The 25,558-nt window shown below is 48.4% G+C and carries 30 protein-coding genes; 21 read left to right on the top strand and 9 right to left on the bottom strand.

Features of this window, described 5'->3' with window-relative positions; translation table 11 throughout:
- Nucleotides 1–338: 338 nt before the first annotated feature.
- Entirely contained in the window at nucleotides 339–1,475 is a 1,137-nt protein-coding gene (locus ACSSVF_RS02625) for a GGDEF domain-containing protein (RefSeq protein ID WP_492405270.1), read from the bottom strand.
- A 610-nt stretch (nucleotides 1,476–2,085) separates the two neighbouring features.
- The gene (locus ACSSVF_RS02620) at nucleotides 2,086–3,732 is read right to left on the bottom strand and encodes a histidine kinase famiy protein (protein ID WP_492405268.1); all 1,647 of its coding nucleotides are present in this window, start codon (nucleotides 3,730–3,732) and stop codon (nucleotides 2,086–2,088) included.
- Between the two features lie 359 nt (nucleotides 3,733–4,091).
- On the opposite strand from ACSSVF_RS02620, the gene ACSSVF_RS02615 reads away from it, so the two are divergent.
- The 4 genes from ACSSVF_RS02615 (at nucleotide 4,092) to ACSSVF_RS02600 (ending at nucleotide 6,198) form a co-directional block, all read left to right on the top strand.
- Complete coding sequence (locus ACSSVF_RS02615; RefSeq protein WP_492405267.1) at nucleotides 4,092–4,322, top strand: hypothetical protein; 231 nt, start codon at nucleotides 4,092–4,094, stop codon at nucleotides 4,320–4,322.
- A gap of 313 nt (nucleotides 4,323–4,635) precedes the next feature.
- On the top strand, nucleotides 4,636–5,055 hold the full coding sequence (locus ACSSVF_RS02610) for a CBS domain-containing protein (RefSeq protein ID WP_492405265.1): 420 nt from the start codon (nucleotides 4,636–4,638) through the stop codon (nucleotides 5,053–5,055).
- A 4-nt stretch (nucleotides 5,056–5,059) separates the two neighbouring features.
- Nucleotides 5,060–5,536 carry an acyloxyacyl hydrolase gene (locus tag ACSSVF_RS02605; protein ID WP_492405263.1) on the top strand — a complete coding sequence of 159 codons (477 nt, stop codon included), beginning with the start codon at nucleotides 5,060–5,062 and terminating at the stop codon, nucleotides 5,534–5,536.
- Between the two features lie 146 nt (nucleotides 5,537–5,682).
- Nucleotides 5,683–6,198, top strand: coding sequence for a class IV adenylate cyclase (locus ACSSVF_RS02600; RefSeq protein WP_492405261.1), 516 nt, complete (start codon nucleotides 5,683–5,685; stop codon nucleotides 6,196–6,198).
- Nucleotides 6,199–6,267: 69 nt separating this feature from the next.
- Here the strand turns inward: ACSSVF_RS02600 and ACSSVF_RS02595 are convergent, their stop codons facing one another.
- Nucleotides 6,268–7,104, bottom strand: a complete 837-nt coding sequence (locus ACSSVF_RS02595; RefSeq protein WP_492405259.1) for an EAL domain-containing protein — start codon at nucleotides 7,102–7,104, stop codon at nucleotides 6,268–6,270.
- Nucleotides 7,105–7,504: 400 nt separating this feature from the next.
- Here ACSSVF_RS02595 and ACSSVF_RS02590 point away from each other — a divergent pair, with 400 nt between their 5' ends.
- From ACSSVF_RS02590 to ACSSVF_RS02535, 12 genes are all read left to right on the top strand, one after another.
- A complete protein-coding gene (locus ACSSVF_RS02590; protein WP_492405257.1) occupies nucleotides 7,505–7,702 on the top strand; it encodes a hypothetical protein in 198 nt (65 codons plus the stop codon).
- A 158-nt stretch (nucleotides 7,703–7,860) separates the two neighbouring features.
- Entirely contained in the window at nucleotides 7,861–8,238 is a 378-nt protein-coding gene (locus ACSSVF_RS02585; protein ID WP_492405255.1) for a hypothetical protein, read from the top strand.
- Nucleotides 8,239–8,357: 119 nt separating this feature from the next.
- A complete protein-coding gene (locus ACSSVF_RS02580) occupies nucleotides 8,358–8,630 on the top strand; it encodes a hypothetical protein (RefSeq protein WP_492405253.1) in 273 nt (90 codons plus the stop codon).
- Nucleotides 8,631–8,762: 132 nt separating this feature from the next.
- Nucleotides 8,763–9,473, top strand: coding sequence for an MBL fold metallo-hydrolase (locus ACSSVF_RS02575; protein ID WP_492405252.1), 711 nt, complete (start codon nucleotides 8,763–8,765; stop codon nucleotides 9,471–9,473).
- A 73-nt stretch (nucleotides 9,474–9,546) separates the two neighbouring features.
- A complete protein-coding gene (locus tag ACSSVF_RS02570; RefSeq protein ID WP_492405250.1) occupies nucleotides 9,547–9,966 on the top strand; it encodes a hypothetical protein in 420 nt (139 codons plus the stop codon).
- Nucleotides 9,967–10,225: 259 nt separating this feature from the next.
- The gene (locus tag ACSSVF_RS02565) at nucleotides 10,226–10,852 is read left to right on the top strand and encodes an MEDS domain-containing protein (RefSeq protein ID WP_492405248.1); all 627 of its coding nucleotides are present in this window, start codon (nucleotides 10,226–10,228) and stop codon (nucleotides 10,850–10,852) included.
- Entirely contained in the window at nucleotides 10,852–12,498 is a 1,647-nt protein-coding gene (locus ACSSVF_RS02560; RefSeq protein ID WP_492405246.1) for a hybrid sensor histidine kinase/response regulator, read from the top strand. The genes ACSSVF_RS02565 and ACSSVF_RS02560 overlap by 1 nt, the downstream gene beginning before the upstream one ends.
- Before the next feature lie 336 nt (nucleotides 12,499–12,834).
- Nucleotides 12,835–12,990, top strand: a complete 156-nt coding sequence (locus tag ACSSVF_RS02555; protein WP_379034328.1) for a DUF3309 family protein — start codon at nucleotides 12,835–12,837, stop codon at nucleotides 12,988–12,990.
- 50 nt (nucleotides 12,991–13,040) lie between these two features.
- Entirely contained in the window at nucleotides 13,041–13,394 is a 354-nt protein-coding gene (locus tag ACSSVF_RS02550) for a hypothetical protein (RefSeq protein ID WP_492405244.1), read from the top strand.
- Between the two features lie 84 nt (nucleotides 13,395–13,478).
- Nucleotides 13,479–14,033, top strand: a complete 555-nt coding sequence (pal, locus tag ACSSVF_RS02545) for a peptidoglycan-associated lipoprotein Pal (RefSeq protein ID WP_492405242.1) — start codon at nucleotides 13,479–13,481, stop codon at nucleotides 14,031–14,033.
- A 357-nt stretch (nucleotides 14,034–14,390) separates the two neighbouring features.
- Nucleotides 14,391–14,534 carry a hypothetical protein gene (locus ACSSVF_RS02540; RefSeq protein WP_492405240.1) on the top strand — a complete coding sequence of 48 codons (144 nt, stop codon included), beginning with the start codon at nucleotides 14,391–14,393 and terminating at the stop codon, nucleotides 14,532–14,534.
- A 61-nt stretch (nucleotides 14,535–14,595) separates the two neighbouring features.
- Nucleotides 14,596–15,231, top strand: a complete 636-nt coding sequence (locus ACSSVF_RS02535; RefSeq protein ID WP_492405238.1) for a hypothetical protein — start codon at nucleotides 14,596–14,598, stop codon at nucleotides 15,229–15,231.
- A gap of 64 nt (nucleotides 15,232–15,295) precedes the next feature.
- Here ACSSVF_RS02535 and ACSSVF_RS02530 read toward each other — a convergent pair whose 3' ends face one another.
- Genes ACSSVF_RS02530 through ACSSVF_RS02505 form a run of 6 tightly spaced genes read right to left on the bottom strand, consistent with a single transcriptional unit; the run spans nucleotide 15,296 to nucleotide 21,369 of the window.
- Nucleotides 15,296–16,810, bottom strand: coding sequence for an ATP-binding response regulator (locus tag ACSSVF_RS02530; protein ID WP_492405236.1), 1,515 nt, complete (start codon nucleotides 16,808–16,810; stop codon nucleotides 15,296–15,298).
- Nucleotides 16,811–16,836: 26 nt separating this feature from the next.
- Nucleotides 16,837–18,669, bottom strand: a complete 1,833-nt coding sequence (locus ACSSVF_RS02525) for an ATP-binding protein (RefSeq protein WP_492405234.1) — start codon at nucleotides 18,667–18,669, stop codon at nucleotides 16,837–16,839.
- A gap of 6 nt (nucleotides 18,670–18,675) precedes the next feature.
- Nucleotides 18,676–19,689, bottom strand: a complete 1,014-nt coding sequence (locus tag ACSSVF_RS02520) for an ATP-binding SpoIIE family protein phosphatase (RefSeq protein WP_492405232.1) — start codon at nucleotides 19,687–19,689, stop codon at nucleotides 18,676–18,678.
- Nucleotides 19,686–20,102: an anti-sigma regulatory factor gene (locus ACSSVF_RS02515; RefSeq protein WP_492405230.1), complete on the bottom strand. Its 417-nt coding sequence runs from the start codon at nucleotides 20,100–20,102 to the stop codon at nucleotides 19,686–19,688. Before ACSSVF_RS02515 ends, ACSSVF_RS02520 begins: the two co-directional genes overlap by 4 nt.
- Nucleotides 20,103–20,142: 40 nt before the next feature.
- Nucleotides 20,143–20,496: an STAS domain-containing protein gene (locus ACSSVF_RS02510; protein WP_442585385.1), complete on the bottom strand. Its 354-nt coding sequence runs from the start codon at nucleotides 20,494–20,496 to the stop codon at nucleotides 20,143–20,145.
- A gap of 9 nt (nucleotides 20,497–20,505) precedes the next feature.
- Nucleotides 20,506–21,369, bottom strand: coding sequence for an STAS domain-containing protein (locus ACSSVF_RS02505; protein WP_492405228.1), 864 nt, complete (start codon nucleotides 21,367–21,369; stop codon nucleotides 20,506–20,508).
- 684 nt (nucleotides 21,370–22,053) lie between these two features.
- Here ACSSVF_RS02505 and ACSSVF_RS02500 point away from each other — a divergent pair.
- From ACSSVF_RS02500 to ACSSVF_RS02480, 5 genes are all read left to right on the top strand, one after another.
- Nucleotides 22,054–22,209 (top strand): DUF3309 family protein, encoded by a 156-nt coding sequence (locus tag ACSSVF_RS02500; RefSeq protein ID WP_492405227.1) that lies wholly within the window; start codon nucleotides 22,054–22,056, stop codon nucleotides 22,207–22,209.
- Nucleotides 22,210–22,564: 355 nt separating this feature from the next.
- Complete coding sequence (gene thcB4 / locus ACSSVF_RS02495; protein WP_492405225.1) at nucleotides 22,565–23,698, top strand: Thoeris type III anti-phage system protein ThcB4; 1,134 nt, start codon at nucleotides 22,565–22,567, stop codon at nucleotides 23,696–23,698.
- A 2-nt stretch (nucleotides 23,699–23,700) separates the two neighbouring features.
- Nucleotides 23,701–24,288 carry a Thoeris type III anti-phage system protein ThcA gene (gene thcA / locus ACSSVF_RS02490; protein WP_492405224.1) on the top strand — a complete coding sequence of 196 codons (588 nt, stop codon included), beginning with the start codon at nucleotides 23,701–23,703 and terminating at the stop codon, nucleotides 24,286–24,288.
- 144 nt (nucleotides 24,289–24,432) lie between these two features.
- Nucleotides 24,433–24,924: a TIR domain-containing protein gene (locus tag ACSSVF_RS02485; protein ID WP_492405222.1), complete on the top strand. Its 492-nt coding sequence runs from the start codon at nucleotides 24,433–24,435 to the stop codon at nucleotides 24,922–24,924.
- Between the two features lie 215 nt (nucleotides 24,925–25,139).
- Entirely contained in the window at nucleotides 25,140–25,553 is a 414-nt protein-coding gene (locus ACSSVF_RS02480; protein ID WP_492405220.1) for a CBS domain-containing protein, read from the top strand.
- Nucleotides 25,554–25,558 lie beyond the last annotated feature (5 nt).

Genomic DNA, 25,558 nt, shown 5'->3' with positions numbered 1-25,558 from the left:
CGTTAAATACCCCCATTCATTACACATTGAAAAAAGTCAGTACTCGGAAGGTACTTTGATTGGCAAGCGAAAGTGGAACCCTAAAAACCCGCACCTTGCTACTTTTTTCTGCCCGAGCATATATTGCTCTCAATGTAATTAGCAACTTGCGTGCCATGAATGTTAATATTCGTGAAAAACAGTGTAACCAATTGATTTAAATATATTTTGTTTAAATTTTGTTGGGTGTTGCTCATGCTAATGGCTAGCACGAATTCACATATTTTGTCTGAAACCTGACAAATTATGACAATGGCATTCCGTTTTTGTGAAATGTGGGGAGGGGGTTTAAATGATGATTACTGTGCGTTATTGACGATTTGCCATTCCGCGCGGTTGCGTCCATTCTCTTTTGCGCGATAAAGGCACTTATCTGCTTCTTCTATAAAATGGGGCATATCGTCGTGAATGGTGGGCAGAATCGTGGCTATGCCCATAGAAATAGTGACGATCTCATGCGAGGATTGTGTGTGCGGGATAGTGAGTTTACGGATGGCATTCAGCATGTTGTTGCTGATGAGTTGTGCCTCGTTTAGCGAGGTGTGAAACAGTACTACGGCAAATTCTTCGCCACCATAACGGTTGACTGAATCGCCCGCACGGCGCGCGCAACCGTCCAGTGCCTGGGCTACCTGCCGCAAGCAGTCATCTCCCGCCTGATGACCATAGCTGTCATTGAATTTTTTGAAAAAATCTACATCCACCATTATCAGTGACAATGGTACTTTCGAACGGCATGCCTGCGCCCAATGATTGGCAAAGTTGACATCGAAGCTCCGTCGGTTGCCAATGCCGGTCAGCTTGTCCTCCCACGATGCCTGCTCCGAGGAGACTTGTTTCAACAGGACATCGATCAATATCTTGCGGACTTCGCTCGCTGATGCCCATAAAGTGGCACCAACTACGATCAGCATGACCATGACCATATGCAAAGTTTCAAAATCCAGGAACGGCGTCGCCAGCAGGAGAGGAACGTATACCCCAGCGGCGAAGGCAAAGAAGATAGGCAAGAACACGACCAAGCGTGGCAGTGCCACAATCACACCGATCAACATGATAATCAGAATGGCCGCTTTGCTTGGCCGGCTCAATAATGGCAGTGCGATTGAGAGCGCCCCCCAGCCCAGGCCGGCAAAGGCAGCGGCCGTGACATGGCGGTTGATGCGCGCCAATTCGGCGCTGATATTGGCAGAAGCGAAATCCAGTCGTCCTAGCCACCAATGCCAGGCATGTGCCACCAGTAACCAGGCATACCATGCGCATCCATAGATGATCCCGATATCCCAGGCCAACATGGCTGCGGCAATAAAACCACTGAACAATACAATCAGCTTGCCGCTGCTTTTACCACGGTAGACATGACGCAACTCCTCGCAGGCAAGCGCGTGCGGATCGAATTCCAGGTTCTTGATAGCATTTTCTCTTGTTTTTTTCATCAAAATCCAATCCTGTTCTTACTAGGCTTTTAAAGGTGGGTACGATTTCCTGAGGGGGTCATATAAACGGAAGATGATTCCCGATATGTTAAATAATGTAGTTATTATGCTGCATTTTATAGGGCTATGCCTGCCATCCGTTACGAATTACCGCTTATTCTTTTAGATGGCCTGAATGGCGTGCTGATACTTCAAATCTAGGCTGCCGGGCGTAATACAGTTTGAGGCGTTTGCCGGATTGGTTTTGTGTGCGTTTAGGTAATGAGGTAAAAGTGTGAGTGCAGGTGCTGATACAGGCTAGCGGTGCAGTCGGGGGGATGTTTTTAGTGTGCCGGATAGCAGCTTATTTGACGCAGTTATTCAAGGCAAGCAGCCTGGCACATTGCCCTGAAAGGCCACCATGCGTAGGGTAAAAGAATAGGCACGTTTATTTAGGCGACCTGTGTACCCTCAGTTGGGCAGACTATGACTGATTTAAGATATTAAACTTAAGCTGCCTTTGCGCAATAATGTCGCCCATCACGGGCAATAGTCGTGCACTGGCCTATAGAGTGACAAAATAGTCACAACCGATGTGAATGAATACAGGTTAACAGCTGATGAGGATGTATCAGCCGCGTTTTTGTAATACCGTAGGCCCTTCCAGCACGGTTCGCACTTTTTTGGCCAAGTCTGTCATTTTATATGGCTTGGTCAGCACTTCAAATTCCACGCCCTGATCCTGTTCTTTATCGGGCGATCCGGCATATCCGGTTGTCAGCAATACCGGCAAGTTAGGGATTAGCTTGCGTAATTCCCTTGCCAGCAGGATGCCGTTGATGCCACCTGGCATGATGATGTCAGAAAACAGCAATTGTGGCGGCTGGTTTTTCTCTATGAGTTTTTTGGTCGTGCCGATGGCTTCGGTTGCGCTATTAGACACAATCACTTCATAACCCAGCGTCAGCAGCATTTCCATCGCCAGTTCTGAGACTTCTGGCCTGTCATCTACCACTAACACGGTTTCTTTGCCGCCGCGGTCGATCGGGCTTTTGCTTGCGCTAAGGTCAGGGTGACGCGTCTGGTCGGTCGCCTTGAAATACATGCGCACGGTGGTGCCTACCTCCAGCTCGGAATAGATCGTCGCTGTACCGCCGGATTGTTTGGCAAACCCATACACCATGGAAAGGCCGAGGCCTGTGCCTTTGCCTTCTTCCTTGGTGGTGAAGAACGGGTCCATGACACGATTCAATATTTCCGGCGGAATGCCGGTACCGGTGTCAGTGATGGCGATGGAGACATAACGTCCTGGCGGCAAGCCGGCATAGGCGCTGATGTCTTGCGGCGTCACAATGACATTTTCCGTAATCAGCGTCACCTTGCCGCCTTTGGGCATGGCATCGCGCGCATTGACCAGCACATTGATCAGGCAGGCTTCCAGTTGGGTAGGGTCCAGCTGGCAGTTATATAGTTCAGGCTCGAGTTCACGCTGCAGGGAGATCTCATGCCCCAGGGTTTTCAGTACCAGGTCACTGATACCTTGCGCCACATTATTCAGGTTGACGATACGGCCTTCCAGGCGTTGCTTGCGAGCAAAAGCCAGCAACTGTTGCGTCAGCGCCGAGGCTTTCGTCACCGCACTGCGTATGCTATCCAACCCACGCAGAATCGAGGCGTCATCGGCTTGTTGTCTGCTGATTTTCAGGTTGAGGATATCGACATGGCCAGACATCACCTGCAAAAAATTATTGAAGTCATGCGAAATGCCACCGGTCAGCTGGCCCAGTGCTTCCATTTTCTGCGCTTGCGTCAAAGCATCTTCAGCGTCGCGGCGCCTGCTGACATCCAGTTGCGAGGCAAAGTAATACACCAGTTCTTTTTTCTTGTTGTAGACCGGCGAAATGAACAAGGCATTCCAGAATGAAGAGCCATCCTTGCGGTAGTTCAGGATCTCAGTAGTGATTTCGGTGCGTGAAGCAATGGCTTCGCGGATCGAAGTCACGGTATGCGGATCTGTGTCCGGGCCTTGCAGAAAGCGGCAATTATGGCCAAAAATTTCCGCTGCCGTGTATCCGCTCATGGAAATAAAAGCCTTGTTGGCAAACACGATAGGATTATCCGGCTGCCTGGGGTCAGTCACCAGCATGGGCATGCGCGTGCTTTCAATCGCAGCAAAAAAGATATCATCTTTGTGATCTGTAATCGCATCTTGGTGATAGTCGGTGACTTCGATGGTCACGCCTTGTGAATGGGAAGGCTTTTCTGGATGTTTGCTCATAAAGTGGGCTGGTATTTATTGCGATAATGATTGGTAGGTTTAATTTTTATTTATTAATTTAATCAATGGTTTGCGTGTATTTAATGCTTGTTTTTAAATAATTTCGTCAGCATATTACAGATAAAGCCGCATCCTGTCTGTCAGAGGTGGCTGACAATTGATGCACAAAGCGTAGTCATTAAATGGGAAGACACAGCGTGTTTTCCAAAGTTCGATTCCATAGTCAGCTGAAATTCTTACAATGCTTTCAGCCGTTTGCTGATAATGCTTTGTCGCGCTGGTCTTTATGATGCATCTCACGCTCGGTAAATAAGCCGCTATGTAATGCGGAAAATGATGTGGAATCAGGAGATTTAACGATGGCAACAGACCCTAAAAGTGTGATTGAAGGGGCAGGCAACGCCTCCGGCAATCATGAAGATTTAAACCCCAATAGAAGTAATGACGGCAACTCGGGCAGCCCGCCAACCGTTCCCGAAATTGAGCCCGGAAAAATCCCAGGCGTGGATCCGGAACAAGACCCGGCGATTGAACCGGAAATCGAGCCTGGAAAAATTCCGGATGATCATTTGATCCCGCCAAAATCCTAACAAGTTGAGCAGATCGAACTGGTTCTGAATAGTTAGTGCCAGATTTTAAAAAAGACACATGCTGATGGCCTGCGTCTTTTTTATTGCCTGCAGCAGGTCAATGCAGGTTTACCTCAAGTCCGACAAATCCTACACAATTTCCAGCATCTTTCTGATAAACCCCGGCATTCAATCGCATTAACCTACAGGCGTTGATGCCAGCAGTGGAAACGATAGCAGGTTACCGCCTGGTCATCAGCATTGAGGTGGCTCTCAGCGGGGCTGCCGTATTTTTGCCCATCAATGATTTCTTATGTGAATAAAGGGGTTACATATGATCATCAATCAAGTTATGAGTAAGGATGTTTTGATTGCCACACCAGAAGAAACTCTCAGATCTGCAGCACTTCTCATGGAAAAACATGATTATGACGCCTTGCCCATCTGTGAGAACAATCGGTTGATTGGCATGCTGAGCGTGAGGGACATTGCAGTGAAAGCACTGGCAAACGGCCTTTCTCTCGACGAAATCAAGGTTGCGCAGTGCATGACGTTTGAAGCCAAATATGTGTTTTCTGACCAATCCACTGAACATGCCATCCAGTTTATGGCTGAACACCAGTTGCGCAGATTGCTGGTGCTCGATCGTGGCTATCATCTGGTCGGTATTGTGTCGCTAGAAGATTTGGCGATTACAAACAAAATCAAGGATATTTTCGCCGTCAAACAACAACTCACCTCACTGGCATGCTAAAAAAATGAAAAAAATCACGCTTATTCTTGTGCTGGCTTTCACCGCTTGTGTCGACGTGCAGGCAGATACACTGGGCTTTGCGGTGGGTAGCTATGATATTGACGGTTCTCATTCCGCGACGGATTTCAGGCTGGATTATGAGTACGATAGTTCGGTCTGGCTGGATGACCTCAAGCCATGGCTGGGCGTGCAAGCCACTACCGATGGCACGCTATGGCTGGGGGGCGGCCTGCTATACGATTGGCAATTTGCCGATAGCTGGCATTTGAAACCAGGTGTAGGTGTAGGTTATTACAGCCGTGGCAGCAGTGATCTCGATTTAGGGTATCCGGTGGAGTTTCGTACCCAGCTAGAAATCGCCAAAGATATCAACCAGAATAACAGCCTGGGCCTGGCGGTCAGCCATTTATCTAATGCCAACCTGGATAGCACCAACCCCGGTGTAGAAGTGGTGAGTGTGTATTGGCACTACCGGTTTTAGCGGTGGTAGCTGATTGTATTTCTCAAATTGGGCACTTGTGCTGCACATCAGTCATTTAGTAAGGCGTTATGTGACGTTTTGCCATATTTATATACATGGTCTTTGATATACTCTAGCGCTATCCATCACAACTCTGGTAACAACAAGTGGCACGCAATATAGAAATAAAAGCAAATATCGAAAGCGTCAGTTCAATACTTCCCAAAGCACTTGCACAAGCGACTTCAAAGCCGGTAGAAATTTACCAGGACGATACTTTTTTCCAGTGTAACAATGGCCGATTGAAATTGCGCATGTTCGATCATACGTGTGGCGAGCTGATTTTTTATCGCCGTGCCCACCAGTCTGGGCCTAAAGAATCCTTTTACCTGGTCACCCCCACCAGTGAACCGAATACGCTCAGAAACGTGTTAAGTGCGGGCCAGGGCATTATTGGCCGCGTCATCAAGCAGCGCACCCTGATCATGTGCGGCAGGACACGTATCCACCTGGACCGCGTTGAAAACCTGGGTGAGTTTTTAGAGCTGGAAGTCGTACTTGAAGATGACGAAAGCACCGAAAACGCGATTGCAGAAGCTTATTTGCTGATGGCGGATTTAGGCGTTTCGCCGCAACAGCTGATTGAAGATTCGTACGTGGATATGCTGGCCCGCAAAAAATAAAGCCGGCAACTGATCGGTGTAGTGGTTGAGGGTTTAAACCGCTACACCAACCAGTGTGGATAACAATGCTTAAATCGGCAGGCTCAGGGTTTTATTCCAGTTTTCCAGCCATCTCAGCGTATCTGCTTCATTCATAGGCCGGGCAAAAAAGAAACCCTGGCCGTACTGACATCCCATTTCCCTCAAGCCAATCGCTTCAAGATTATTTTCAATGCCCTCTGCAATGGTGGCAATGCCCAGACTTTCTGCCAGCGCGATGGTTGAGATGATCGATTTACGGGACTGTGATGAAGTCTCCATCGTGGTCACCAGCGATTTATCGATTTTAAGCTCTGAAAAAGCCAGCCTGCCCAAATGCGGCATACTCGAATAGCCAGTGCCGGCATCATCGATGCCCAGCCTGAAGCCGCTGGTTTTTAACTGGCTGAGAACATCTTCTGCCTGCACCGGGTTTTCCAGCGTTGCAGTTTCGGTGAACTCCAGTACAACTCTTTGAGGGTCGATATGGAATGCATGGCAAGAATTATCCAGGGTGTCCACCAGATGATTATCCTTGATACATTGCGATGAAATATTGAGCGAGAAAGATAAACTCTCGCTGAGCTTTTTAATAAATTTAAAACCGGTATCAATCACCAGATGAGTGAGCTGGGCGATTTGCCCGGTTTCTTCAGCCGCCGGGATAAAGGTTTCCGGCAGTTTCATACCTTGTTCCGGGTGCTTCCAACGCAATAGGCCTTCAAACCCGACCACTTCACCGGTCGGCAAATCTATTTGTGGCTGGTAATACAATGCAAACTGATTATTCTCAATGGCATTATTCAAGGTAGATTCGCTAAGAACCAGCGCGTCAGCGACAGGGTTTTTTCTGATTAACTCATCAGGGAATTGGCTATCGATACTCATTATTTATGACCCTTTAAAAAAGCCTTACAGCGCTCAGGAAAATGGGCGCTGTTAAGTTTGATAAAAAAATGGAAGCATAAAGTCAATATCGCATGCCGCACCCATTACTCTTAAACGCTTGAGCAGATGCGACTTTTTAATTGATACAAATGTAATTCTAATGGTATTGCGATTGCACTAGGGTAAGGCTGATTTTAGTGTCAGATTAGTCTCACAAATGCAGCAAAAATGCATACCTGATACGCGTGTTTGCACAGGATTCTTACGTTGCTATCAGCCTGCTACCGATAACTTGAATTGTTTGATTCTTTTATATTCTGGCTATGCGTTTAATACGCAAATACGTCTGGAAACAAGAGGAGATGACATGTCTTTAACTCAAGGTGGCAATACAAGCGATGTGAAGATTACCGTTCCGGATCCGACCAATCCTGACCCCATAGATCCAGATATCATCAATCCCGCCGTGGTAGACCCGGATGATCTCATCCAGCCCGATGAACAGATCGATCCGGATGAGGATGTTGTTCCCGAAATTGACCCTGAGGGGCCTGAGTCTGACCAGCCGGACAGGAAGATCAGTCATTCAGACGCATAGGTCTGAATATGATGTGCGTCAGCGTAAGTCAGCCACTTCCTACATTGGAATGGGCGCCGAACTGATAGATGCGCGTGATGAATCATTATCTAATGAGCCATGCTTTAAAAGAACTGACCTTAGGTCAATTGACGCTCACTTTTTAAAAGGATATTCAAATGAACAAGTTATTGATTGGATTACTCATTTCAACTGTATCTATGAGTTCGTATGCCGCTGAAAGTAAAGATGACGGTGCCAAACTGGGCACTTCTCAAACACCGCAAGTCGAAAGACAGCAACGTTACACAGACAAAGGCCCGACTGACGTCAACCAGAATGGTGTGCCAAATGATGCCAGCAATCTGGGCAATGCCGATAGCCCACAGGTGAAAGAGCAGAACAAACGCACTGACAAAGGTTCAGCTGATCCTCAATTCAAGAAAAAGAAAAACAAAGTGCTGAATAACAAAGATGATAAGGCAGGCACCACCAAAGGCAACCCGGTGCAACCAACCGAGTACGAAGCGGCGCCACCCGCCACGACGCACCAATAGTTAAAGGCCAGGCATTGCCAGTTTAGAACTTGTCGCCCGTAAGATTGGTCCAAACTGGTAGTGCACCTCATTAAAGTAGTGCACCTCATTAAAAACGTTTGATTCGAGAGGAGTCCAGCATGTCATATCCAACTGTGATTAATGAGGTTGCCAGTGCCATTAATGGCGTGATCAATGTGATTGCCTGGTCAGTATTGAAGATATTGCCAGTGTTGATTGCCATGCTGATAGGCTTGATAGCCATAGATATGGTGATTAGCGCAATGTTTGGAGATCAGGTGCAAACTGAATCACCCTTTTTGTCTGAGACTAGCCAAACTGAAATGCAGCTGACGTCAAACGAGCAAGTCAGTCCAGAGGATGATACCAAAGTCGATAAATCCAGCAGGTGATTGTTCTGTCAAATGCAAAGTCTTCAAGCGGCACCTTAAAAATGCCTGACTAACATTGAGTATAGATCCAGGCTCAGTAAAAACCCATGCTAACTAAAAGCAGGGATATCAAGAAAAATATGGGGATGAAGCATGAAGGACCTTTATCAATTTTTTGATGATGAATCCAGCACTTACACGTATGTATTGATAGATGCTGGCACTCAAGAAGCCGCCATCATTGACCCGGTAGACCAGCATTTAAATCAATATATGACACTACTGGCGCACGAACATCTCAAGCTCAGATTTGTCCTCGAAACACATGCGCATGCCGATCACATTACTTCCGCCGGTGCGCTTTGTTCATTGACTGGTGCCAGGGCGGCCACGCCAGTCCATTGTAAAATCACTGCAGCTGAAATCCAGCTGACTGACGGCCAGGACTTAACGTTTGGACATCACCAAGTCATTCAAGCCATCCATACGCCCGGCCATACCGCTGGCGCCATGTCCTATTTCTGGAACGGAAAACTATTTACTGGCGATAGCCTGCTGATCAATGGCTGTGGTCGAACCGATTTCCAGAATGGCGATGCGGGCGCGCTTTACGATAGCATCACACAACGGTTGTTTAGCTACCCTGATGAGACGCTGGTGTATCCGTGCCATGATTATGATGGCAACACCTTTTCAACCATAGGGCATGAACGGCACCACAATCAACGCATCGCCGGTAAAAACCGCGAAGAATTTATCCGCCTCATGGATGCCCTGGATCTGCCTCCGCCAAAAATGATCGATAAAGCCATCCCGGCGAATATGAAGCTGGGGCTCAACCTGAAACATGCAGCAGGTAGCTAAACCCATTTTTTCTCATTGCTTAAAATACTTTTTGCCTATTGATACACAGTGATAAACATTTGAGGAGTACAGCATGGACGTGAATTATCAAGTGAGAAACACCAACCAGTTTGACCGCGTAAGAAATTCAACTGCGGCCGAAATCAATATCCATATCGACTTGGTGACCAACCGTAATATCCAGTATTACGCCACCCGGCCGGCGTGGGAAGTCAAAAAACGCATCCTGGCTTTGGAAAAAGAGTGGGACGTGGAGCGCGTGCTTGAAGTGAATGCTTCCACACTGGCATTTACCGGCTTGTTTCTGGGGTTAACGCTCAATAAAAAATGGCTGGCATTACCTGCAGTGGTCTTGCCGTTTCTATTGCAACACGGCCTGCAAGGATGGTGTCCGCCGTTGCCTGTGTTGAGGCGTTTGGGCATCAGGACGCAGGATGAGATTGATAGGGAAAAGTATTCTTTACTGGAAAACTTGAAATCCAGGGCGGAGTAGTTGCTTAGTAGCATGCCGTCGCAGACCCAACGGTGATACTTTGGGTCTTTTCAATCTGGCATTGCAAGATATCTGGATATGAACACTTGTGCTTGAAAATGATCATGGCTGCTAAGAAAGCAATGGCTCAAGGGTGGCGTGTGCAGCCCATCTTTTATGCTTAGTATCAATACTTTACTGCCGCTATACCCGAGCTGACCGGGCTTGCTAATTAGATCAAAAAAGCTTAGATTTCTATATCTTATTCAGGGGGCACATCATGAGCAGTTTTACCTTAGCAGGCACGCCCCTGACAGACCATTTTCACGTCTGTGCTTTTTTTAACAGCAAGGCGGATGAGTACGACGTATTACTGCCTTTTTATGCTGAAGCACACGGGCAGGGCGAAAAAACGCTCCATCTGGTCAATCCTGACTATGAAGAGAATCATAAATCCCGCTTGAATGCCTATGGCATGAATGTGCCTGAACTTGAAAAATCCGGCCAGCTGGAAGTGATGACATGGCAAAGATCTTACCTGGATGGTGACGGAAAATTTGAACGATCAAGCATGCTCACCAAGTTGATTGATGCGCGCGATGCGGCCAATGAAGCCGGTTTCCCGCGTTTGAGAGTGGTGGGTGATATGGATTGGGTGTTTCTTGAAGAGATGGATTTCAGGGGCATTCTTTCATATGAAGCTGAAGTGAATGAGTTTCTAATCGTCAATAAGCAGCCTGCGGTCTGTGTCTACGATATCGCCAAACTGTCTGGCTCCATGATGATGGACTTGCTGCGGACGCATCCCTTAACGCTGGTGAATGGTGTGGTCCAGGAAAATCCTTTCTACACGCCTGCTTCTCAAATGCTTGAAGAGTTAAACGCCCGCGGCGCTACCTACGCATAATGGATGAGAATAAGGTCAGTTACCTCAAGCTGGTAAACTCGCCATTGAGGCCTGGTGATCAGGTTATTCCTTCTGAGTTATCTGATACGTTGCGCAATATGATGGGTTTGCTCGCGTTGCCTGGGTTGTGGGTCGGGCGCAGCGGGCAGGCCATCCTCAAGTTAACCTTTGAGGCAATTGAGCGCACGCTGCCGATACGCTTCATTTATTCTGAGGTGCAGCTAGAGCCAAATTCAAGCTATGCCTCGTTGATGTGGAATCACCAGTTTGAATCGGGTGATCAACTAAATGCCTGGCAGCCAGTATTAAACGATTTCAAACTTCTCCCCATGCAGGATGCCAAGCCTTATGTGCATGCGCTGCGTGGCGAGACGCTGCAGTTTATCAAGCTCAGGCTTGGCTATGGCCCTACCGGTGGCACCATCTGGTTTGGTTCGGAGAAACCAGATTTTCCTTCATTAACGGACCTGGCCTTTATCCGGGCGGCAATCACGCTGGCAGGCACCGGGATTTTGACCGCCAGGGCACAGCAGGAAACTGAAAGAGCCAACCGCGCAAAAGATGAGTTTATGGCGATCCTTGGCCATGAGTTGAGAAACCCATTGGCGCCTATCATGATGTCGCTGGATATCCTGAAGATCAAAAACAAAGGCGACCTGCCTAACGAGTTACATATCATTGACCGGCAAGCCAAGCATTTGGCCCAACTGGTGGATGATCTGCTGGATATATCACGCATTACTGCGGGTAAGACCACCTTGAAAAATGATCTGGTGAACCTGCATGAGGTGCTCGCCAGGGCCATTGAAAACTGTACGCCGTTGCTCAATGAAAAGCGGCATCACTTCAGTAAAAGCTTATCCGGTGAACATCAGCATTTTGTCCGCGGCGATGCTTATCGCCTGATCCAGATTTTCAGCAACCTGTTGAATAATGCCGCCAAATTCATGGCTGAAGGCGGGCATATTTATGTCAGTTCCACGCTCAGCGGCAGCATGATTGAAATCACCATACAGGATCAAGGCCCCGGCATTCCTGCAGAGTTGCTGCCCAATATATTCAATATGTTTGAGCAAGGCAGGCAAACCCTGGAAAGGTCGCAAGGCGGCCTGGGCATCGGTTTGTCAGTGGTGAAAAGCCTGGTCGAGTTGCATCATGGCCGGGTGCAGGTTGAAAGTGTCGAAGGGCATGGTGCCAAATTCTCGGTGCTGTTGCCTATCGCGCATGACGCTGACCCAATGGAAGTCATGTCTGAGAAATCTGTTCACACGGTATCGCCGAAGAAAATCCTGCTGGTTGATGACAATGTCGATGCAGTGCAAACCCTGGCCGAATACCTGGAACTGATAGGCTACGTCACTGCTACCGCTACACACCCGAACGATGCGCTATTGGTCATGCCCGAATTTAACCCCGATATTGTCATCCTGGATATTGGTTTGCCAGGCATGACCGGCTATGAATTAGCCACCCTGATCAAGAAGAACGCCCGCCAGATTCCTTTCATGATTGCCCTCACCGGCTATGGTCAACAAAAGGATATTGCCATGTCCAAGCAATCAGGCTTTGATATCCACCTGACCAAGCCGATTGCGCTGGAGGCACTGGAAGAAGCGCTTTCTCATTTGGATAACCGGTCCAAATAAGTGTTGGATCTATCAGGCGGCTGCCTCCATTCATTATCATCTGACCGCGTTGTAAGTGAGTTGTATTGTAAGAATATCTAATTGCAGCGATGACTGGGCTAAGCCCTGTTTACCCTGATGCTTCCACCAAAAAGACCCAATGTACATGCGTTGGGTCTTTTGTTTTTTGTCCGATGATTCCTACGTCAAATTCAGCTGAAACGGTATAGAGCGTTTCAGGCAAAGCCTGCATGATTGAGCCTACACACATTGAGTCATGCGAGCTGGTCTATCAATCAACATCAATGGCTCAGTTTTTAACTTATGTTGGTGAGGTTTAAGAATAAGGAGAAATTCATGCTGCATACCATTTTGATTGTGCTGTTAATTCTTGCTCTGATCGGAGCCTTGCCAACTTGGCCACATAGCGCTAAATGGGGTTATTACCCAAGTGGCGGCCTTGGTCTGGTACTTCTCATTTTGATTATTCTGGCGCTAACAGGCGGGGCATAACTGCCTGAAGCTGTTGGTCCTCATTCCAAATCAATCAGGGAGGTTTCATCATGAGTCAGGCTGATAGTGTTGGTGGATATCGTTCAGGCGAAGTCCATAGTGGTTATTCTGAAGTACCTAGTGGTGTTTCTTTAGCAAGTGTCACTGTTGGTATCGTCGCCGCGCTGTTGTTTTTGCTGATTTCTTCCTATGTATCTAACGATGTCAACTGGAACATTCCCAGTGATAGGGCCTGGGTTTCCAAGCGCCTGACTGGTAATGATTTGTCTGGGAACGCATGGGAAACGCCTGCACCGCAAAAGAGGCAAAGTATCCAGACCCAGGCACCAAAAGATGAAGCCGCGCTTTTTTCAGATGCTTTATACAGCGCAGATTTCATGAGTTCTGTTGCTGAACCCACCTGATTGATGGCCGCGTTTAATTTGCGCTGAGCGTTAAATGCCGGCTGGTGCTGATGATTTTATAACGATCTATTTCAAGGAAAAAACATGACAAACAACCTGTGGAAAATTGCTGCCCTAGCTTTAATGTTATCTGCATGTAAAAGCACACCGATGAACCCTGCCGTCAATGAAGGTTCCAGCGTCACGCGGCCTATTTCTGCTGCGCAGGATAATAGCAGCGCTGACACGCCTGCTGCGCCTAACAAGATTACCATTAAAACAGTGGAGGTAGATGCGAGCAAAGATCAGCTCAGCGCTTCCGAGCTGGCCAAGCGCCAGATTTTCTTTGATTACGATAGTGATGCGATCCGTGATGAATACCGTGCGCTGATTTCTAATCACGCCAAATATCTGGTGGCACATCCACAAACCAAAGTGGTGGTGCAAGGAAACACCGACGAGCGCGGCACCCATGAATACAATCTGGCATTAGGCCAGCGTCGCGCCGTCGCAGTGAAAAACGCACTCAATATCGAAGGCGTGAATGAGCAGCAGATTGAAACGGTGAGCTACGGTGAAGAACGCTCCAAACAAAATTGTGCAGAGGAAGAATGCTTTCAGCATGACAGGCGCGTGGATGTGGTCTATTCAGGCCAGTAAAAGATACCCATGGTCAGAGCGCGCATAGTATTGCGTTTGCCTAGCTGTGTCAGATAGCGCCTACTTTGGAATCAGCGCTTTATCTATACTGCAAAGTCATACAAGCTGAGAATATAGCGTCAACAGAAGTGGCTGGCTTAGAGCGCTTCTGTGTTCCCTGAGACCCCCAATCTTATTCCCCACTCCGGTGGGGATTTTTTTATAAAAATTTCCGGATTAACATTAAATTAATCAATCACTTAGTACGGAAATTCTTACAGTAAATTCAGCCGGAGTGCGCTACACCATGCGGGCGGTATGCAGCATGATTCGGTTTGGAAAATGAAACGTGTCAGAAAGTGAAATATCAGGCTAGCTATGGCAAAAGGTTATCTCAACAAAGCAAAGTTAAACAGTCTCGCCAGCATGGCTATTTCAGCAGGCGCAGTGGCTGCGACTGTATTAATGATGTTTATTATATTTATCACCAGCATCCTCCTGATAGGGATTGTGCTGAGCTAACTTGTCGCCTTAAAGAAAATGCATGCATCCCCTATTGAAAATTACATGGATTGAAAATCACATGAACGTCACTTCTCATCATGTCTCAGCCATGGCACTTCGTTTTGAGATGATCAAACGCCTGGCACCAGGGTTCCGTCACCGGATGCTGGGGCGTATACAACCGATTGCGTTACTTTCTCATTTAATGGCCAAAAAAATACAGGCTGGTCAAATCGAATCTGAGTTTCTGTTAAGCCGTCTGCAGGAACTCAAGGCCTCATTAAACGCCGCTACTGCTGCCGCTGTAGATCTTTTCAACTGGTTAAATCCGGATGATGAAAGCTTGCAGCCTGTGAATGCAGTGGTCGAAGAGTGCCTGGATCTACTTAAAATGGACATTTATACCAGCAATGTTTCTTTTCACAACCTGATCGATTCACAGTCTCTGGTCAAGGTGAGTAAAGTCAGGCAGGTATTTGCTGCTTGCGTTTTAACCTTTATAGACACGACTGAAAAAGCGGGAAAAGTGACCCTGGCAACGAAACAAGTGGCAGGGGATTTAGTGATAGAGATGACCATGCAGCCTGTAGAGGGCGAGACCAGAACGGTGAATGATGGCGCAACTTTTGTAGACTGGGACGCTATCCCGTTGATCAGTGAGGGAGCGCAATTTCTAAAGGAGCCGCAGCGGATTGTGATCTCTGATCTTGCTTAATCTTTTGACAAAGCATTGCTGCGCTTAAACTTTACGCGGGGATGTGGAATTTTGAAGCGCGACTTTACAGCCCCAGGTTAATAGACTCTATCTTTTCATAATCCAGCGGTTTCGTGAGATGCAGATCAAAACCGGCATCTAAAGCCATCTTACGGTCAGCCTCGGTGCCATAGCCGGTCAAAGCGATTAAATAGCATTTGCTGATGTGTTCAATTTTGCGAATCTCTTGTGCGACTTCGTAGCCTGTCATATCCGGTAACCCGATATCAAGGAAGATGATGGTGGGTTGAAACTCTTTCGCCACTGCCAGGCCTTGTTTGCCGGAATTGGCGCTTCTCACCTCATTGCCGGCTAACTCTAATAGCGTTGAGAGTGTGCTGGCAGCATCCTCATTATCGTCAACGACCAGGACGCGCGCATTGTTCCTGGGTGAGGGTTGCGTTGCTGCAGTTTGTGCTTCGCTATGCGGTGCTTCAACCAGTGTGAGTGCCACGGTGAAAATGCTGCCCTGATGAATGCCAGGGCTGGAGACATGGATCTCGCCGTGATGTAGATCGGTCAGGTTTTTGACCAGTGCTAGCCCGATGCCCAGGCCTTCATGTGCGCGTTCTTCGGTATGGGCATGTTGCACAAATAGCTCAAAAATATTTTGCAGGTGATCTGCATCCAGGCCTATGCCATTATCGGAGACTTTAATCAGTACACACTGCGCATCCCTGACCACATAAATGGCAATCTGGCCGCCAGAAGGCGTGAATTTGGCGGCATTATTGATTAGGTTGCTGATGATCTGGATCAGGCGCACTTTATCGCCTGATACCCACAATGGCTCAGAAACAATGCTAATCGTGAGTTGATGACCACGGTCTGTGATTAAATTGCTGCTGCTTTCAGCAGCCGCTTCTACAAAGTCGCGTACATTCAGGGTTTCAATATCCAGGGAGATCTTGCCTTGGGAAATCCTTGAGACGTCCAGCAAATCATCCACCAGTTTCACCATCTGGTCTGTTTGGCGCGAGATGATATCCAGCAGTGCTAGCTCTTTGGTATTGAGTGTTGAATTGATGGTCTTGAGTAACTTGATGGAATTCCTGATCGGACCCAAAGGGTTGCGCAGTTCATGTGCAAGGGTTGCCAGGAAAATATCCTTGCGCTTATCAATTTCGCGCACATCCTGCTCTGCCAGGCTTAACCTGAGCAGGGCTTTGATATTTACCACCAACTCTTCAGGTTCTATCGGTTCAAACAGGTAATTATCCGCGCCGCACTCGATGCCGTTGATCTTGTCTACCAGTGTGATAAAAGAGGCGGAAGTTTGCAGGATGGCAATCGAGTCAGTCGTGGCTTCAGACTTTAATCTCCTGCACACCTCAAAGCCGTTGATATCCGGCAGGCGCGTATCCAGCAAAATGAGGTTTGGCTGCTCGCTTTTAGCCATGGTCAGCGCATCTGCGCCATTGGCGGCCTCAATCACCCTGAATCCCGCTCTCGTCAGTATTCTGGATTTTGCGTAGCGGGTGGCATCTGTGTCATCCACATTTAAGATTAAGAAATCACTGAGCGGGTGATTCCTGATCATTCCAACCATTCTTGGTTGAGAATCTCTCATTTTGTGGTGTCCGATGTCGATGTCATGGGAGTGGTATCTATAGCAGATGTTTTTGCGCTGGCTAATGCCTCCAGGGTATCATCCTGCGGCAGATGGAGTAACTCCCGCAAGCTGGCCAGCAAATCGGTTTTCAGCAATGGTTTGTGAAAGTAAGCATCTGCGCCCAAAGCCAGGCCTTTGCGTTCATCTTCCACGCTGGAAGCAATAATCACCGGCACGTTTTTACGGTGGTCATCCTGCTTCATATCCGATAGCCAGCGCCATGAATCTTCACCTTTAAGCAAGATATCCAATAACACCGCTGCAGGCTTTACCTGGCCCCACAAGGCATTGGCTTCGCGCAAAGAGTGTGCGGGCACGACTTTAAATTCGCTGTCTGCCAGGTAGCGTTCATACAGTAACTGCTCATAGGCTTCGTCTTCAATAATCATCACCGGCAGGCGATCATCCACAACCGTGACTTCCGGTATAGGTTCTTCAGCGGGGGGGATGGCTTTAAAGTGGGCAGGTACCGTCACCGAAAAGGTAGAGCCCTGACCAGGCGTGCTTTCGACTGACACTTTCCCCTTGAGCAAAGTCGCCAGGTTTTTACATAGCGGCAAGCCTAAACCGGTGCCTTTGACGCCTTTCTGCAAACGGTTTTCAACCTGTGAGAACTCTTCAAAGATGAGCTCCAGATGTTCTTCTGAGATGCCCAGGCCAGTATCTTTCACTGAAAAAGTCACGCATTGATCTTTGTCTATGGAGACACTGACATCAATGCTGCCAACTTCGGTGAATTTAAGTGAGTTGGAGATAAAATTGCGCAAAATCTGCGAAATCTTGGGTTCATCCTGAAACAGCTCGATATCTTCTTCAGGCAAGGTGAAGTTGAGGGCTAGCTTGTTAGAGACTAATAGCGGTTTCAGCATGCCTCTCAAAGCGCTGATCATTTCGCTGACATAAAAGGTCGTCGGTTTGATTTCGGTTTTACCCGCTTCGATTTTGGCAATATCCAGCAGGTCATTCACCAGGTCGCTTAAAGAAACAGCCCCTTTAAGAATATATTGGACCTGCACTTCCTGCTCGGTGGTCAAGTCGCCATCCATTTTATCCAGCAACAGTTTTGCCAGCGCGCGGATGGAGTTGAGCGGCGTCCTGAACTCATGACTCATGTTGGAGAGGAATCTTGATTTTAACTCGTCAGCGCGGCGCAGATGGCTGGCTTTTTCATCCAGCTCTGCATACAGCGCTACCACGCCACGGTTGGTGTCTTCAAGTTCCTGCGTCAGTGACAGCAGCTCTTTTTGCCTGGCGTTTAATTCATCCAGGGTGCGTAACAGTTCGCGATTCTGATGCTGTACTTCAGATAAAGAGATATTTGGCGCGAGTTCTGAAAGCCCGGCGATTGAGCTGCCTATCATTACCGGTGTCAGCAACGGTGCCGTCACCGGCAGGAACTTGCGTAATGTAATGGTAGTGCCGCCACTATTGGTGATGATGTCAAACCTGTCCATTAACCTTTTTGCGCCAATCACACCCAAACCCATGCCGGTGGGGGATTGGTATCCGCCAGACAGCACTTCCATGATATGCGGTATGCCCGGGCCTTTATCTTCGATCACTATTTTTAATAGCTGAGGCATGGTCGACCCCTCAATCGAGTATTCGATCCTGCCTTTACCGACATAGTTATAGACGTTTCTAGCCAGCTCGGAAACCGCGGTAGAGATGCGCGCCTGATCTTGCAGAGCAAAGCCACAGATAGCCGCGATATCACGCGCGCGCTGTCTGGCTGCCAGGACATCAAATTCGTTTTCGATACTTAATGCGAGAAATCTGATCGACATGTGAGCCTAATTTAATATGCGTTTGAAAACCACAATCGTCGCGTCATCCCTGCCGCGCGTAAAATCCCTGTGTATCACTGCCGCAATCACTGACGAATGGCGTTTTTCAAGCTCAGGATACTGTTCCATCGACCACTTGGTGCCTATGCCATCAGAGTGCATGATCACAATGGCATCATCTGCCCATTTATGTAAAAACTCCTGCGTTTTGTGCATATTGTTGCCGACGATACCATTGTGGCTGATCAAATGCTGGCGGCTTTCTGGTGCGACTATGCACCCCGCAATGTTACCCACGCCGCAATAGCGCAGCTCATTGGCTTTCACATCCACTTTGGCGATAGCCACCGCGGCACCGCGACTGCCGCGCATCATTTGATGACTGGTTTGCATGATGCGATGGGGAAACGATTCCGGACTATCTTGCAACGCTGTGACCGCTAATAAAGAGGCGTCCGCAGCGCCCTGGCCGTGGCCCAGGCCATCGGCGATCAATACACTCAACTCATTTCTTGAACCGACGGCAACCCAGGAATCGCCACAAACCGTTTCGGAAGCGAGGGGCAGGCACATATTGCCAATCTCCCAAAAACTTTCCGAGATGATGTCGGGGTCCGCCCACAAGATCATCAGTAGTACCGTCCCTTTATCGTGTTCAGAATAAATATCGATAAAATGTGCCAGTCGTTTAATCGCCCCCAGGCCCGTACCAGAGGTGCCTGTAGACGAATTACCATCCTCAAAATTGATGGCCACATTATGCATGCCAGGGCCGGAATCGACTGCCAGGACCTCTATCCCATGCTTGTTACCTTCAGAAATCGGCCGCAGGTAAATCTGGCCTGATTTTGCGTGCTTGCCGATATTGGTGGCCGCTTCGGTAATGATGATCGCCAGTTCACCTGAGCGGATATCATCGAATCCCAGTTTACGGCTCATGTCGGCACCTGCCCTGCGCACAGACGAAACTTCGCTCAGTTCACCGATGTTATGGCAGCTCTGTGTTCCTAGTATCATCATGCGAACTTCCATTTTCTAATGACCACATGAGTCCCGCTGCCGGGCTGTGTTTCCAGGTAGAACTCATCAGAAAGTTTTTTTGCACCACTTAAGCCTAACCCTAAACCACCACCGCTGGTATAGCCGTCAGTCAGTGCCAGGTCAATATCCTCAATACCTGGACCATCGTCTGTGAATAATAATTCAACGCCAGTTTTTGCAGACTCATTCAGTTTTTTAAAATGGCACTCGCCCCCTTTGCCATATTTCAGCGTATTACGGGCGAGCTCGCTCGCGGCAGTGATCATTTTGGTCTGGTCGACAATACCAAAACCCAGGCCGCTTAATTCTTCACGCACGCGTTTTCTTAAACGCACAACATCCTCGTCGCTGTATAAGGGCATCACGATGGTGCCTGATTCTGCTGTTTTCATTGAAGTACCATGCGTTGATTTTTTACATTGAAAACGCCTTTCATGCGTTTTGTTCTAACATGGCAATACCGCGTTCAATATTGAGCGCGGTAATCACACCTTCGAGGGCCAGGCCTAACTCAACCAGCGTAATGGCAACAGCAGGCTGCATGCCAACCACCACGGTTTTTGCATCCAGGATTTTGGCCATGGCCGCGGTATTGCTGATCATGCGACCAATGAATGAATCAACGATATCCAGTGCAGAAATATCGATTAATACGCCTTTGGCCCTGTCTTTCACAATACGATCGGTCAAATCTTCTTGCAATGTCATGGCCAGCCGGTCATGCATGTCGACCTGGATCGTGACGAGTAACAGGGTACCCATCCTCAGGATTGGAATGCGTTCCATGGATTCCCCTTAAACCGCTAACGGACTAGTGACAGATGCCCCTGTTTTTTTCAGCGCGATGACAAAAGCATCTGCCAGGGTGGCTTTGGTAATCACATCTTCCAGGTTCACACCCAGATGGACGATGGTTTGGGCAATCTGTGGCCGGATACCGCTGATAATACAATCTGCACCCATCAGACGGGCCGCAGCGATGGTCTTCAGCAAGTGTTGAGCGACCAGGGTGTCGACAGTCGGCACGCCGGTAATATCGATAATGGCGATCAGTGCGCCTGTCTCGACGATTTTTTGCAGCAGGTTTTCCATCACCACCTGGGTTCTCGCACTATCCAGGGTGCCGATCAGGGGCAGGGCCAGCACGTTTTGCCATAACTGCACCACCGGCGTGGATAATTCGAGCAGTTCTTGCTGTTGGCGCAGGATGATTTGCTCGCGTGCTTTTTGGTAGACCTCAATGGTGAACAACCCCAGATTGTCAAACAATGCAGTCGTGGTTGCCATCTCTTCAGCCAGTTGCTGCGGGTTATTCGAAAGCACCTTGCGTAGCAGTTTGAAAATCGGCTCTTTAAAAGAGAAAAGAAAGCCAGCGGTTTCGGCAGGTGAAAAACCCTGTTTGACCCTGGACTGTGAAAACTCAGTCAGTAACTGCTTTGTTTCCGCCCAAATCGTTTCGTTCAGGTTATGAATCGTGGTTTTTGGGATATTGATTTCCAGCAGTTTTAATAACTGGGCAGCCTGCTGACGTATTTCTGATTCTGCCACTTTATCTAAGCGAATGATTTTAGCTTTCATGGCTGAGATCAATTCATCTACCAAGGCTTCTTCATTCCCTTTGATGACTTGTGCGAGTTGCAATACTGAGTCCTGACTCATTTTTATCTCCGTTGTTCGGTTGCCGGAATATGGATGGCGGTATCTTTAAAAAAACACTCAATCTTTTGTTTCTAGACTGAAAAATAACTGCTAAAACAAGCAGTCTATCTGGTTTTGTCCTTTTAAGGGAATTATTGGAACCCGTATTTTCATTACTTATTCACGCGATAATGGATTATTCGTGATTGATTTTCAAGCACATTTATTTTGATCGCGCATCTTGCTGGAATCATAGAGTTCTTTTCTCTGGATTTTGCATAAAAGTGGTCTATTCTACAAACATGGAATAGACAGATGCATTAAGGAAATTTAAGCTTGAGTCTCTAAACGTTGCAATGATTCAAGAGGGAACACGTGACTTTCGACGCAGCATACGAAATCACAAATTGCTTGAATCGCGCATGTTTAGAGGTAAAAGTTGAAAAAGTATAAAACGACCTGGCACTCGAGACTCACCCCTCGAGTCTTTTTTTAAACATGGCTACAGGGCTTGAGCCGCAAGGCTGAGAAAGACCTGATTTCAATTTTTATGGTATGCCAGCTAGCGATTCTTACACCAGTCTCAGCGATTATTCGATAGAATTTTTCCTTGCTATTACCCATACTTCAGAGCTATCCATTTGAATCAAAACCTAAAATTTTCCGATCTGCCGAGAATATTTAGTTTGATGTCAGGAGCACAGCATGTTGGGTACTATTCTGATCGGGACGAATATCGTCGCTTTATTTGCACTTTTTCCAGCCTGGCCGCATAGCGCAAAGTGGGGCTACTGCCCGACTTGGGTAGCAGGCGCTTTATTGACCATGTTGATCGGGTTGGCCGTGTTTGGCGTTATCTGAGTGTTCAGGTGACCGCGATCAGGTGAAACTGAATCAAGCGGATGGACACAGACATGCCTTATCAGTTGTCCGTGGATTCTTACACGCGTATCAGCATTTAAGGACTATTGGAGTCAAAGGAAAGTCTGCATGATGGGTTTCAATCATCATTTTTTAGCGGCAAGCGTTATTCGATTTTCCTGGTGTGATGGGTTTAACCGCGTTTAGAGTGAAACTGGCGTTGTTGAATTGAGTGCAATGAATCAATAAATGGTGTGAATTATGATAATAAGCATTGATGCAAGCATGACGATATTCAGGTCGCTGAATGATTTCTCTGAAAGAAAAGCAAGATGATTGCCCAGCTATGACTTTCATGTATCAACTCGCGGTGCTTGGTGCGCCGTCACAGATTCAAATCAGTACGCTCAGCGAAGTGATAGACCAAACATTGGCAACTTTCAATCTCCAGTTAGGGCAGGATGTCGCCTGGGAAATTTTGCCAGCCAACTTTAAGCCGCACCAGCTGCAACCTTCAGCCGCTGTTTTCTTTGCTGGCCATCAAGCGGATATTGCCAACCTCGAAGAGTTGCTGGAGCGAGGAGTGCCCATATTGCCAGTCGTCTCGACGGCGGATCAGGCGAATGTTGAATTGCCTGAAATCCTGCGTCCGCTTAATTGCCTCAGTTATGCGGATGCAGGCGCACAAGCGATTGCCATGACGCTGCTGGAAAGTGTGGGCTTGTTGCCCCGACATCGGCGGGTATTCATCAGCTATCGTCGCGATGAAGCTGCTGAAGTGGCGACGCAATTATTTAATGCGCTGGTGGAACGGCAGTTTGATGTCTTCCTCGACAGCCAGGGCACGGCACCCGCTGAAGATACGGAAGCCCTTTCCTGGCATCGCCTGTATGATTCCGATGTATTGTTGATGCTGGACACGCCCGCCTATTTTGAGAATCGCTGGACCAATGCAGAGTTTGGCCGGGTGCTGGCCAAAGGCATTAGCGTGTTGAAAGTGAGCTGGCCTGATACTGTCACTTCCATGAGGTCAGCCACGGCCAGCCTGGTGAAACTGTCGCCTACCGATATCGCCCCTGAGTCGGGCCGTCTGGCTGAGGATGCGCTGGCACGTATTTGCCAGCAACTTGAAGAAGTGCGCAGCCAGAACCATGCGGTGCGCTCGGTGAATCTGGTGAGCAGTATCCGCATCGCTATCCAGGCTATTGGTGGCAAGATGCTGGGTGTGAGTGCGCACAAAGCCGTGCATTTGCAATTGCCTAGTGGCGAACCGATGACGGTTTATCCAACAGCGGGTGTGCCCACGCCTTTCAATCTGGAACAGGCATACACACATTCACCAGATCAGTCAGCAGCGGTAGTTTACGACCCGGTGGGCCTGCATCAGGACGGTCTTAAGCACTTGGACTGGCTAAAAACGCATGTGCGGCCTAATAGCTGGATCAAAGCTACGGAAGCTGGTGCCCAACTTTCAAAGTGGGGGCATTGACCATGGGAGCGATTTTCCTTTCCGCCAGCGTGCCTTTGGCACACCGCGGCACCTATCACGAAACTGCCAATCCTTTCCTGATCCAGTGCGCGGTCCGTGAAATGGTCATCGCTGTGATCCGGCAGCATCAAATCATCTGGGGTGGGCACCCGGCCATCACACCTATGCTGTGGAGTATCTGTGAAGACCTGGGCGTAGATTATGCCGATGCGGTGGTGTTATACCAGAGCAGGTTTTTTGAGGATGATTATCCTGAAGAGAACCGAAAATTCGGTAATGTGGTTTTCACCAATGCTGTCGCCGGAGACCGCGAAGCCAGTATATTGCACATGCGCAAAGAAATGCTTTCTCGCCAGGACCTGACCGGTGCCGTATTCATTGGTGGCATGGAAGGGGTGGAAACCGAGCATGCGATCTTTAAATACTATCATCCGCATGCAAGTGTCTTGCCGGTACCTTCACCTGGTGGAGCAGCTTTGACGCTGGCATTAGACCATGGCTATGGCACACAAGCCGATTTGGCCGACATCGATTTCGCACGCCTGTTTCACACGCACTTTTCTTATCTGAATACCAAGGCGATGCAATAACACGGGCTGTGTTGCAACGGCCTCGGTGTTCACCAGTCTTTATTTCTTCTGATTGTTGTATGCGGCAAGCGGCTATATCTTCAGTTAGATATTCAGCGCCATTCGGTTTATGCTATTAGGGTTTTGAATATCTCAGGGTTAGCTATGGCGCGCAGGGTTTTCTATAGTTTTGATTACGAAAGCGATTGCTGGCGTGCTTCCATGGTGCGGAACATCGGTGTAGTGGAAGGCAACCAGGCGGCAAGGGATAACACCTGGGAAAGCATCAAACGTGGTGATGAAGCCGCCATCATGCGCTGGATAGACGAGCAGCTGAACGGGCGTAGCTGCACGATTGTGCTGATAGGGGCCGAAACTGCCAATAGTCGCTGGGTGAATTATGAAATTGAACAGTCCCTCAGTAGTGGCAAGGGCATACTAGGCATACGCATCCACAAGTTGCTTGATCAGCATCAGCAGCCGTCCACTGCCGGCCCCGACCCTTTCGCGACGCTTACCTTGCCGGACGGCAGGCAATTATCGGCCATCATCCAGACTTATGACCCGCCGGGTGCGGACAGTAAAGAAGTCTATGCCTATATCAGCGAGCACCTGGAAAGCTGGATCGAGGCAGCCATCACAGCCAGGCAAAGGTAACAGCCAGCTGTGCGTTTCAGGGGCGTTCAAAACAGTCGCGCCTACTCAGCGAAGTATCTTTGTCAGATAAATCTGCGGGCGTTTGAATCAAAGTCTGACGTGGCTATCAGCCAGCCACGGATAATTTCCTCAAGCCCCAGGCATTACACTGTTTTAACGGTGCTTTAACTTCTATCCCTAACAGCTGGCACCTTGAAATTTGATAAGGATATTGCATGCTGATAAGCCAGATAATGACCCCGGAAGTGATTGTCGCCTCCCCAAACGATACTTTACGCGCTGCTGCAAAAACCATGCTGGAACATGATCTGGGTATCTTGCCTATTTGTGACAATGGCGAATTGATTGGCATGCTGTCAGACCGCGACATCACCATACGCGCTGTTGCGAGAGGCTTGTCACTGGATGACACGCGTATCAGCCAGTTGCTGGGAACCGAAGCGAGATATATGTTTGAAGACCAGACGCTAGAAGATGCCGCACAGTATATGAAGCGATTCCAGGTGCGCAGATTACCGGTGCTCAATCATGAGCATCACCTGGTTGGGATTGTTTCACTGGCAGACCTGGCCTTGAATGATGACCATGCCGCTACGGAAGCGTTAACCGGGATTTCTCAGCCAGCTTGAAGTGG

The sequence above is a fragment of the Methylophilus sp. E2MeOHC9 genome, from assembly GCF_058744375.1.
This window is presented reverse-complemented; position numbering and strand designations above follow the sequence as displayed.

Coding starts and splice junctions, on each gene's coding strand:
- ACSSVF_RS02515 (WP_492405230.1), bottom strand. CDS start 20,102: ATGAAAACAGCAGAATCAGGCACCATCGTGATGCCCTTATACAGCGAC.
- ACSSVF_RS02480 (WP_492405220.1), top strand. CDS start 25,140: ATGCTGATAAGCCAGATAATGACCCCGGAAGTGATTGTCGCCTCCCCA.
- ACSSVF_RS02485 (WP_492405222.1), top strand. CDS start 24,433: ATGGCGCGCAGGGTTTTCTATAGTTTTGATTACGAAAGCGATTGCTGG.
- ACSSVF_RS02505 (WP_492405228.1), bottom strand. CDS start 21,369: ATGAGTCAGGACTCAGTATTGCAACTCGCACAAGTCATCAAAGGGAAT.
- ACSSVF_RS02540 (WP_492405240.1), top strand. CDS start 14,391: ATGGCAAAAGGTTATCTCAACAAAGCAAAGTTAAACAGTCTCGCCAGC.
- ACSSVF_RS02560 (WP_492405246.1), top strand. CDS start 10,852: ATGGATGAGAATAAGGTCAGTTACCTCAAGCTGGTAAACTCGCCATTG.
- ACSSVF_RS02525 (WP_492405234.1), bottom strand. CDS start 18,669: ATGTCGATCAGATTTCTCGCATTAAGTATCGAAAACGAATTTGATGTC.
- ACSSVF_RS02500 (WP_492405227.1), top strand. CDS start 22,054: ATGTTGGGTACTATTCTGATCGGGACGAATATCGTCGCTTTATTTGCA.
- ACSSVF_RS02580 (WP_492405253.1), top strand. CDS start 8,358: ATGTCATATCCAACTGTGATTAATGAGGTTGCCAGTGCCATTAATGGC.
- ACSSVF_RS02610 (WP_492405265.1), top strand. CDS start 4,636: ATGATCATCAATCAAGTTATGAGTAAGGATGTTTTGATTGCCACACCA.
- ACSSVF_RS02520 (WP_492405232.1), bottom strand. CDS start 19,689: ATGATGATACTAGGAACACAGAGCTGCCATAACATCGGTGAACTGAGC.
- pal (WP_492405242.1), top strand. CDS start 13,479: ATGACAAACAACCTGTGGAAAATTGCTGCCCTAGCTTTAATGTTATCT.
- ACSSVF_RS02510 (WP_442585385.1), bottom strand. CDS start 20,496: ATGGAACGCATTCCAATCCTGAGGATGGGTACCCTGTTACTCGTCACG.
- ACSSVF_RS02550 (WP_492405244.1), top strand. CDS start 13,041: ATGAGTCAGGCTGATAGTGTTGGTGGATATCGTTCAGGCGAAGTCCAT.
- ACSSVF_RS02625 (WP_492405270.1), bottom strand. CDS start 1,475: ATGAAAAAAACAAGAGAAAATGCTATCAAGAACCTGGAATTCGATCCG.
- ACSSVF_RS02595 (WP_492405259.1), bottom strand. CDS start 7,104: ATGAGTATCGATAGCCAATTCCCTGATGAGTTAATCAGAAAAAACCCT.
- ACSSVF_RS02620 (WP_492405268.1), bottom strand. CDS start 3,732: ATGAGCAAACATCCAGAAAAGCCTTCCCATTCACAAGGCGTGACCATC.
- ACSSVF_RS02585 (WP_492405255.1), top strand. CDS start 7,861: ATGAACAAGTTATTGATTGGATTACTCATTTCAACTGTATCTATGAGT.
- ACSSVF_RS02605 (WP_492405263.1), top strand. CDS start 5,060: ATGAAAAAAATCACGCTTATTCTTGTGCTGGCTTTCACCGCTTGTGTC.
- thcA (WP_492405224.1), top strand. CDS start 23,701: ATGGGAGCGATTTTCCTTTCCGCCAGCGTGCCTTTGGCACACCGCGGC.
- ACSSVF_RS02565 (WP_492405248.1), top strand. CDS start 10,226: ATGAGCAGTTTTACCTTAGCAGGCACGCCCCTGACAGACCATTTTCAC.
- ACSSVF_RS02570 (WP_492405250.1), top strand. CDS start 9,547: ATGGACGTGAATTATCAAGTGAGAAACACCAACCAGTTTGACCGCGTA.
- ACSSVF_RS02615 (WP_492405267.1), top strand. CDS start 4,092: ATGGCAACAGACCCTAAAAGTGTGATTGAAGGGGCAGGCAACGCCTCC.
- ACSSVF_RS02575 (WP_492405252.1), top strand. CDS start 8,763: ATGAAGGACCTTTATCAATTTTTTGATGATGAATCCAGCACTTACACG.
- thcB4 (WP_492405225.1), top strand. CDS start 22,565: ATGTATCAACTCGCGGTGCTTGGTGCGCCGTCACAGATTCAAATCAGT.
- ACSSVF_RS02555 (WP_379034328.1), top strand. CDS start 12,835: ATGCTGCATACCATTTTGATTGTGCTGTTAATTCTTGCTCTGATCGGA.
- ACSSVF_RS02530 (WP_492405236.1), bottom strand. CDS start 16,810: ATGATCAGGAATCACCCGCTCAGTGATTTCTTAATCTTAAATGTGGAT.
- ACSSVF_RS02535 (WP_492405238.1), top strand. CDS start 14,596: ATGAACGTCACTTCTCATCATGTCTCAGCCATGGCACTTCGTTTTGAG.